The following is a 7,143-nucleotide window of genomic DNA, read 5'->3' as shown; positions in this document are numbered from 1 at the left end:
AAAGTTAAAAAAGGCAAGGGCGGCAAAGTTAAACCTGAAGATATTATGTTATTCACTCGTCAGCTAGCGACTATGTTGCAAGCTGGTTTGCCTTTATCTGAAGCATTGGCAATGCAGGCGTCAGGTGCCTCTAAGATTGCATTAAGTGAATTATTGTATGCGGTAAAAAGCGATGTGGATCGTGGTGGTGGTTTATCTAATGCCTTATCTAAGCATCCGTTTATTTTTGATAGAACATATGTTGGTTTAGTTGCGGCTGGTGAACGGTCGGGTACGTTAGAAAAGATTCTATCTCAATTGGCTGAATTTTTAGAGAAAAATAGCCGAATTAAGAAAACAATTAAGAAAGCATTGGTATATCCTATCATTGTAATATGTATTGCATTGGGGATTACAGCTTTAATTCTTTGGAAAGTTGTTCCTGTTTTTGCTGATATGTTTAAAGAACAGGGGCGTGAACTGCCAGCAGCCACACAATTTGTTGTAAATATTTCTGAAGGAATTCGTTCTTGGGGGTTTGTTTATGTTGTGATGGGGATAGGGATGTTTATATTCCTATTTAAGCGCTTATTAAGAACTAATCAGGCATTTAAGAGGAAGTTTGATGAACAGGTTTTGAAGCTTCCCGTCTTTGGTAATTTAATTGTTTTATCTAATAGTGCTAATTTTGCAAGTACTTTATCAACGATGTATGAAGCGGGGACACCAATAATTGCCTCATTAAATACAGTAGCAAACTCTACGAGTAATACTGTCTTCCAAGATGCTATTGAGAAAATTAAAGGTAATGTTGCTATTGGGCAAGAATTAAACTTTGCCATGAGACAATCTAAAATGTTTCCAGATATGGTGAGTTATATGATTGGTATTGGTGAAAAATCCGGTAACCTATCTGAGATGTTAAATAAAGTTTCAGATCTTTATATGGAAGACATTGATAATGCTGTTGGGGCTATGATGTCGTTAATTGAACCGATTTTGATTGTAATATTGGGTTCGTTAGTTGGCGGTATTGTTGTTGCTATGTATTTGCCCTTATTTAGTATGGCTGAGGGAGCCTAGCTTGAGTATAGAGCCTACTGTCCCAATTTATATTTTAGTGTTTATTTTAGGAGCTGCCATTGGCAGCTTCCTTAATGTTGTTGCTTATCGGTTGCCTAAAATATTATTTGATAAAAACTATCAGTTGATTTCTGACTTTTTAATAGAAGAATCAGGAAAGAGACAGCGTTTTTTAAGTGGCATAAAATTATTAGATAAGTTATTGAACCGTCATGATGCTGCTGTTTTATTAGAAAAACAAAAAATATTACCTGTACAAGGGTTATGGTATCTCTCTAAGCCGCAATCATCTTGCCCTAATTGTAATCATAGGATTAAATTTTATGAGAACATCCCTATTTTAGGTTGGTTGTTTTTAAGGGGCAAATGCTCAGGGTGCCATCAGAAAATTTCGATGCGGTACCCGCTTGTTGAGTTTTTAACAGGTGTTTTAACCGTTTTGGTTATGGGTAGGTTAGGCTTTAATGTTGAGGGTTTATTTTTTGCATTTTTTGTGTGGATCATCATTTCATTAACGTTAATTGATTTAGAATTTCGTATTTTGCCAGATGAATTGACTAATCCAATGATTTGGTTAGGATTAATTTTAAGTTATTTTGGCCTGATTTCTGTACCGTTTAAAGCTGCATTTTTGGGTGCAATTATTGGCTATTTATCATTATGGTCAATAAATCAAATCGCCTTATTAATTTTGAAGAGAGATGGTATCGGTGCTGGGGACTTTAAGTTTTTGGCAATGATTGGAGCATGGCAAGGTGCTGGTAATTTGTTTAATGTTATTCTAATTTCCTCAATTGCTGGTGCTGTTGTCGGAATTGTTGTGCAGAATATTCGTAGACAAAAAGGTGAGCAAGATGATGCAATTCCTTATGGGCCATTTCTCGCTTTGGGTTCTATGGTTGTTTTATTGTTGAATTTAAATGCCGAGTCATTTTTTTATCTTGCTAGATAATGAAAAATAATATTGTCTTAACCGGAGGTATTGCTTCAGGTAAAACATTTGTTTCTGATTATTTAGCAACCTTGAATGCATTTGTTATTGATACAGATGTGATTGCACGATCCCTGTTGGTGCTAGATCAGCATAGGTATTCAGATATAGCCTTAAAATCAGTGTATGAGTGCTTTGGGGATGAAGTTTTTAATGATGGTGCCGTAGATCGTAAAAAATTGCGTAACATTATTTTTTCTAATAGTGATGCTAGAAAACAATTAGAAAATATTATGCATCCACTGATTTTTAAGTCAGTCCAAGAAGATTTACAAAAGGATTGTGGTTTATATAATGTTATTTCTGTGCCGCTGTTGCGTTTCAATTCTCCCTATTTGTCTTTAGCTCATAAGGTTTTGGTGGTTGAGGTGGATCAAAATATTCAATTACAAAGGCTTATGTTAAGAGATAATATTGATAAGCAGTTAGCTATGCGTATAATTGAGTCGCAAGCAAGTAACCAAGAAAGGCGAAATTTAGCTAATACTATTATTATTAACACTAATGTATTGCATACTCGAAATATATTGAAACAATTAGATAAACAGTATAGTCTAGCTTTGTTCAAATAGGAGATGGTGAAAGAGTTTATGGTTTATGAATTTCCATTAAGTGAAGGCGTTCGCCGTCTGTTAAGAGCTGAGATGTTATTTAAGCAAAGTAAGGTTCATGTAGAATACGATGATCCTTTTAGTACAATTGCTGCTTTGGCAGCATTGGTGGATCTAGTTGAAATTATTTCCAAAAATAATTTAAAAATAGAAATGATTAAACAACTAGAAAAATTACAGTTTAAAGAAGAAGTAACAGAAGAACAGCGCATTGTCATTAAAGAGTTAACACAAAACTTAGTATTTGGTAGTGTTAAAACTTTTGATGAAATTAAAGAAAATATTTTTTTGAATGTGATTCGTCAGCGATTAAAAGTTATGGGTGGTATTGGTAGTTTTGATTTGCCCAATTTGCATCACTGGCTAAGATTTTCCCATCAATTACGTAGTGAGCATATCGAGCGTTGGTTCTCTTTATTTGAGCCAACAGAGAGAGCATTAACTTATTTATTGTCTGTATTAAGGCAAATGAAAGATGAAGAAGTGTGTCAATTTAAGCAAGGGCTGTTTTATAAAACTGTCAAATGGGATGCTGAGTTGGTTAGAATAGATGTTAAAGATGAGTTAATTTATCCGGAATTCAGTGGAAATAAACAACAATTGAGTATTCGTTTAATGGAACAGTCATCACCTTTTGATCCTGTTGTGCAGGTAAAAAAAGATTTAGAGATGATTGTTGAGCGTTGTGGTTAAAAGAGGACAATATGAGTCAAGAAAAGAAAATTGCATTAGTGACAGGTGCAACACGTGGAATTGGTAAAGCCATTGCAGAGTCATTAGTTTCGGCTAATTATTTTGTAATCGGTACAGCAACCTCTGATAATGGTGTATCAACTATTCAATCTTTTTTAGGTGAGAACGGTGATGCATTTGTATTAAATGTGTCAGATGCAGAAAGTATTGAAACTGTATTAAAATTAATTTCTGAAAAATATGGTGCAATTTCAGTTTTAGTGAATAATGCAGGTATCACAAAAGATCAATTGTTGATGAGAATGAAAGATGAAGATTGGTCTGATGTTATTACAACAAATTTAACAAGCATTTATAAGTTATCGAAATCTGTAATGCGTGATATGATGAAGGCGCGTTTTGGTCGTATTGTAAATATTACATCTATTGTCGGGGTAACTGGCAATGCGGGACAAACAAACTATGCGGCAGCTAAAGCAGGTGTCATTGGATTTACTAAATCAATGGCCATTGAGGTTGCAAGTCGTGGCATTACAGTGAACTGTGTAGCACCCGGTTTCATTGATACTGATATGACAAAAGATTTACCGGAAGCAGTAAAAGAATCATTACTAAAAAGTATTCCTATGAATACATTGGGTCGACCAGAGGATATTGCTAATGCAGTGAGATTTTTAGCTGCAGAAGAAACAAGCTATATTACTGGTGAAACGATTCATGTAAACGGTGGAATGTTTATGCCTTAAAGGCAAGATGTTAAAAAGTCTTGGACTTTAGCAAACATTTTTTTTAAAATACATTTTGGTAATTTGATACCTATTTTTTTATTAAGTTAAGGATTTTTAAAATTATGAGCGATATCGAAGCACGTGTTAAGAAGATTGTTATTGAACAACTTCAAGTAAAAGAAGAGCAAGTAAATAATTCATCTTCTTTTATTGATGATCTAAGCGCGGACTCTTTAGATACAGTTGAGTTGGTAATGGCTCTTGAAGAAGAGTTTGATTGTGAAATTCCAGATGAAGAAGCTGAAAAAATCACAACAGTTCAACAAGCAATTGACTACGTGACAGCAAACTTAGATAAATAATTTATTCAATGTCATAATTTGAATAATCTGGTCAGAATTTGTCAATAGAGCGGTTCTCATAGGGCGACTTAAATGCCTTACGAAGCCGTTTTATTTTTTTATGGAATCAAAAAGGAATAGTTATGAAGCAGCGAGTAGTTGTCACAGGCTTAGGTATCGTTTCTGCATTGGGAAGTACTGTGGAATCGGCTTGGACGAATATTTTAGCTGGAGTAAGTGGTGCCTCGCCAATCACTGCATTTGATGCAACGGGCTATCCTGTTACTTTTTCAGCATCTACTAAAGATTTTGATGTATCAAAATATATGAATCCCAAAGATGCTAAGCGAATGGATCTTTTTATTCAATACGGTATTGGCGCTGCAGTTGATGCTATTAATGATGCTGGTTTAGAAATTACAGATCAAAATGCTGATCGTATTGGTGCGATATTGGGTTCAGGTATTGGTGGATTACCAGGTATTGAGGAGAATTGTGAGACTTTGTTGAATAAAGGTCCAAATAGAATCAGTCCTTTTTATGTTCCTCGTTCAATCATTAATATGTTACCTGGTCAATTATCTATTTTGACTGGCTTTAAGGGACCATCGATTTCAGCAGTAACAGCTTGTGCTTCAGGCACACATTCCATCGGCATGGCTGCAAGAATGATTGCTTACGGTGATGCGGACGTTATGATTGCTGGCGGTGCAGAAATGGCAACAACGCCAACTGGTATTGGTGGTTTTGCTGCTGCACGTGCTTTATCTAATCGTAATGATGAACCTACAAAAGCTTCTCGCCCTTGGGATAAAGATCGTAATGGTTTTGTTTTGGGGGATGGTGCGGGTGCTTTGATTCTGGAATCTTATGAGCATGCAGTTAAACGCGGTGCACGAATTTATTGTGAATTAGTCGGTTTTGGTGCAACAAGTGATGCATATCATATCACTTCTCCAATGGAGAATGGTGAAGGTGCAGGGCGTTGTATGCAAATGGCTTTGAACGATGCTAAACTTAATGCAGAGGCTGTGGATTATATCAATGCTCATGGTACGTCAACAAAATTAGGTGATATGGCAGAGCTCACAGCAGTTAAATCTATTTTTGGTGAACATGCATATCAATTAGCAATGAGTTCAACGAAATCAATGACAGGGCATTTGTTGGGTGCAGCAGGTGGTATTGAAGCTGTTTTTGCAGCATTGTCTATTCGTGATAATGTCGCACCACCAACAATTAATTTAGATAATCCAGATGAAGGATGTGATATTAATCTTGTGCCGCATACAGCACAAGAGAGAAAGATCGATGTTGCGATTTCAAATTCATTTGGTTTTGGTGGTACAAATGGCACATTAATTTTCCAAAGAGTTAAGCATTAATGAAGTTAATTCATTATGTTAAGAAAGTACTACTCTTTTTGGTTAAGTATGTACTTTCTAGAGCAATTCTATTGGTGGTATTTTTGGGATTATTGATAGGTTTGGCTCAGTTTGGATATAATTTCTTAAATTATATGAAATCCCCGATGTTATCTGTAGATAAAAGTATTTTGATTGATGTAAAGTCTGGTATGAATGCTGATACTGTATTACGTACATTAAAATCAGAGTTACCTTCTACGCATGTTGGCTTTTTAAAAATTTATGGTCGATTAACAGGGACTTTGAGTGATATTAAAGCCGGTGAGTATGAAGTCACAAAAGATATGCGTCCTGCGGATTTTTGGGCGATGGTGACAAAAGGGCGTAGTGTTCAATATAGCTTTACAATTGTTGATGGCTGGAGTTTTAAGCAGATGCGAGAAGCTTTAGCAAAATCCCCAAATATCGTACAAACTTTACAAGGCAATGAAACACCTGAAGAGATTATGACTTTAATTGGTTATGAAGGGTTGCCTTATGAAGGTTACTTTATGCCAGAAACATATCTATTTCCACGTGGTTATAGAGATATCGATGTTTTAAAGCGTAGTTATGAATCTATGAGTCATTTTGTCAATAAAGTGTGGGAAAATCGAGATTTAGATTTGCCCATTCAAAATAAGCATGAGTTATTGACATTAGCATCTATCATTGAAAAAGAGACAGGTGTAGCACATGAACGTTCTGAAATTGCAGGTGTTTTTGTTCGCCGTTTGCAGAAAGGGATGCGTTTGCAAACTGATCCAACAGTGATTTATGGCTTAGGTGATCGATATCGAGGCACAATTTATCGTAGTGATTTGCAACGTGACACACCATACAACACTTATACAAGAGATGGTTTGCCACCAACGCCCATAGCAATGCCTAGTGTTGCTGCAATTTATGCCGCAGCTAATCCAAAAGCTGGCGATAGTTTATATTTTGTTGCAAAAGGTGATGGATCAGGTGAGCATATTTTCAATGCAACATTAGATGGGCATAATAAATCAGTGCGTGAATATCGTGCTCGGTTGAATAATGGAAAATGATCATGTTAAAAAATTTTGGACGTTTTATTACGTTTGAAGGCACAGAAGGTGCAGGTAAAAGCACACAAATTCCAATCATTAGAGATTGGTTATTAGAGCAAGGTATTAATGTCATTACCACTCGAGAGCCTGGAGGAACAGAGCTTTCTGAAAAAATTCGTCACTTATTATTAACAGAGGATATGTGTGCTGAAACAGAGTTGTTATTGATGTTTGCTGCACGTAAAGAGCATATTGAGCAAGTGATTAAGCCTGCATT

Annotated in this window: 9 protein-coding genes; all 9 read left to right on the top strand. The window is 35.7% G+C overall.

Annotated features, from left to right (window positions below; all coding sequences use genetic code 11):
• On the top strand, positions 1-1,062 hold a 1,062-nt coding region (locus BZK14_RS12130), incomplete at its 5' end, for a type II secretion system F family protein (protein ID WP_077926730.1).
• A gap of 1 nt (position 1,063) precedes the next feature.
• Positions 1,064-2,014, top strand: coding sequence for a prepilin peptidase (locus BZK14_RS12125; protein WP_245831350.1), 951 nt, complete (start codon positions 1,064-1,066; stop codon positions 2,012-2,014).
• On the top strand, positions 2,014-2,625 hold the full coding sequence (gene coaE, locus BZK14_RS12120; RefSeq protein ID WP_245831348.1) for a dephospho-CoA kinase: 612 nt from the start codon (positions 2,014-2,016) through the stop codon (positions 2,623-2,625). Before BZK14_RS12125 ends, coaE begins: the two co-directional genes overlap by 1 nt.
• Positions 2,626-2,628: 3 nt before the next feature.
• A complete protein-coding gene (gene zapD, locus BZK14_RS12115) occupies positions 2,629-3,357 on the top strand; it encodes a cell division protein ZapD (protein WP_245831347.1) in 729 nt (242 codons plus the stop codon).
• 11 nt (positions 3,358-3,368) lie between these two features.
• Positions 3,369-4,103: a 3-oxoacyl-ACP reductase FabG gene (gene fabG / locus BZK14_RS12110; protein WP_077926728.1), complete on the top strand. Its 735-nt coding sequence runs from the start codon at positions 3,369-3,371 to the stop codon at positions 4,101-4,103.
• A gap of 104 nt (positions 4,104-4,207) precedes the next feature.
• Positions 4,208-4,447 (top strand): acyl carrier protein, encoded by a 240-nt coding sequence (gene acpP, locus BZK14_RS12105; protein WP_077926727.1) that lies wholly within the window; start codon positions 4,208-4,210, stop codon positions 4,445-4,447.
• A gap of 122 nt (positions 4,448-4,569) precedes the next feature.
• The gene (gene fabF / locus BZK14_RS12100; RefSeq protein ID WP_077926726.1) at positions 4,570-5,811 is read left to right on the top strand and encodes a beta-ketoacyl-ACP synthase II; all 1,242 of its coding nucleotides are present in this window, start codon (positions 4,570-4,572) and stop codon (positions 5,809-5,811) included.
• Positions 5,811-6,884: an endolytic transglycosylase MltG gene (gene mltG / locus BZK14_RS12095; RefSeq protein ID WP_077926725.1), complete on the top strand. Its 1,074-nt coding sequence runs from the start codon at positions 5,811-5,813 to the stop codon at positions 6,882-6,884. Before fabF ends, mltG begins: the two co-directional genes overlap by 1 nt.
• 2 nt (positions 6,885-6,886) lie before the next feature.
• The coding region (locus BZK14_RS12090) for a dTMP kinase (protein WP_281249144.1) at positions 6,887-7,143 on the top strand (257 nt) is incomplete at its 3' end.

Origin of the sequence: Wohlfahrtiimonas larvae (genome assembly GCF_002006755.1) — a bacterium.
Lineage (GTDB): Bacteria > Pseudomonadota > Gammaproteobacteria > Cardiobacteriales > Wohlfahrtiimonadaceae > Wohlfahrtiimonas > Wohlfahrtiimonas larvae.
This window is presented reverse-complemented; position numbering and strand designations above follow the sequence as displayed.

Coding starts and splice junctions, on each gene's coding strand:
- coaE (WP_245831348.1), top strand. CDS start 2,014: ATGAAAAATAATATTGTCTTAACCGGAGGTATTGCTTCAGGTAAAACA.
- zapD (WP_245831347.1), top strand. CDS start 2,629: ATGGTGAAAGAGTTTATGGTTTATGAATTTCCATTAAGTGAAGGCGTT.
- fabG (WP_077926728.1), top strand. CDS start 3,369: ATGAGTCAAGAAAAGAAAATTGCATTAGTGACAGGTGCAACACGTGGA.
- acpP (WP_077926727.1), top strand. CDS start 4,208: ATGAGCGATATCGAAGCACGTGTTAAGAAGATTGTTATTGAACAACTT.
- fabF (WP_077926726.1), top strand. CDS start 4,570: ATGAAGCAGCGAGTAGTTGTCACAGGCTTAGGTATCGTTTCTGCATTG.
- mltG (WP_077926725.1), top strand. CDS start 5,811: ATGAAGTTAATTCATTATGTTAAGAAAGTACTACTCTTTTTGGTTAAG.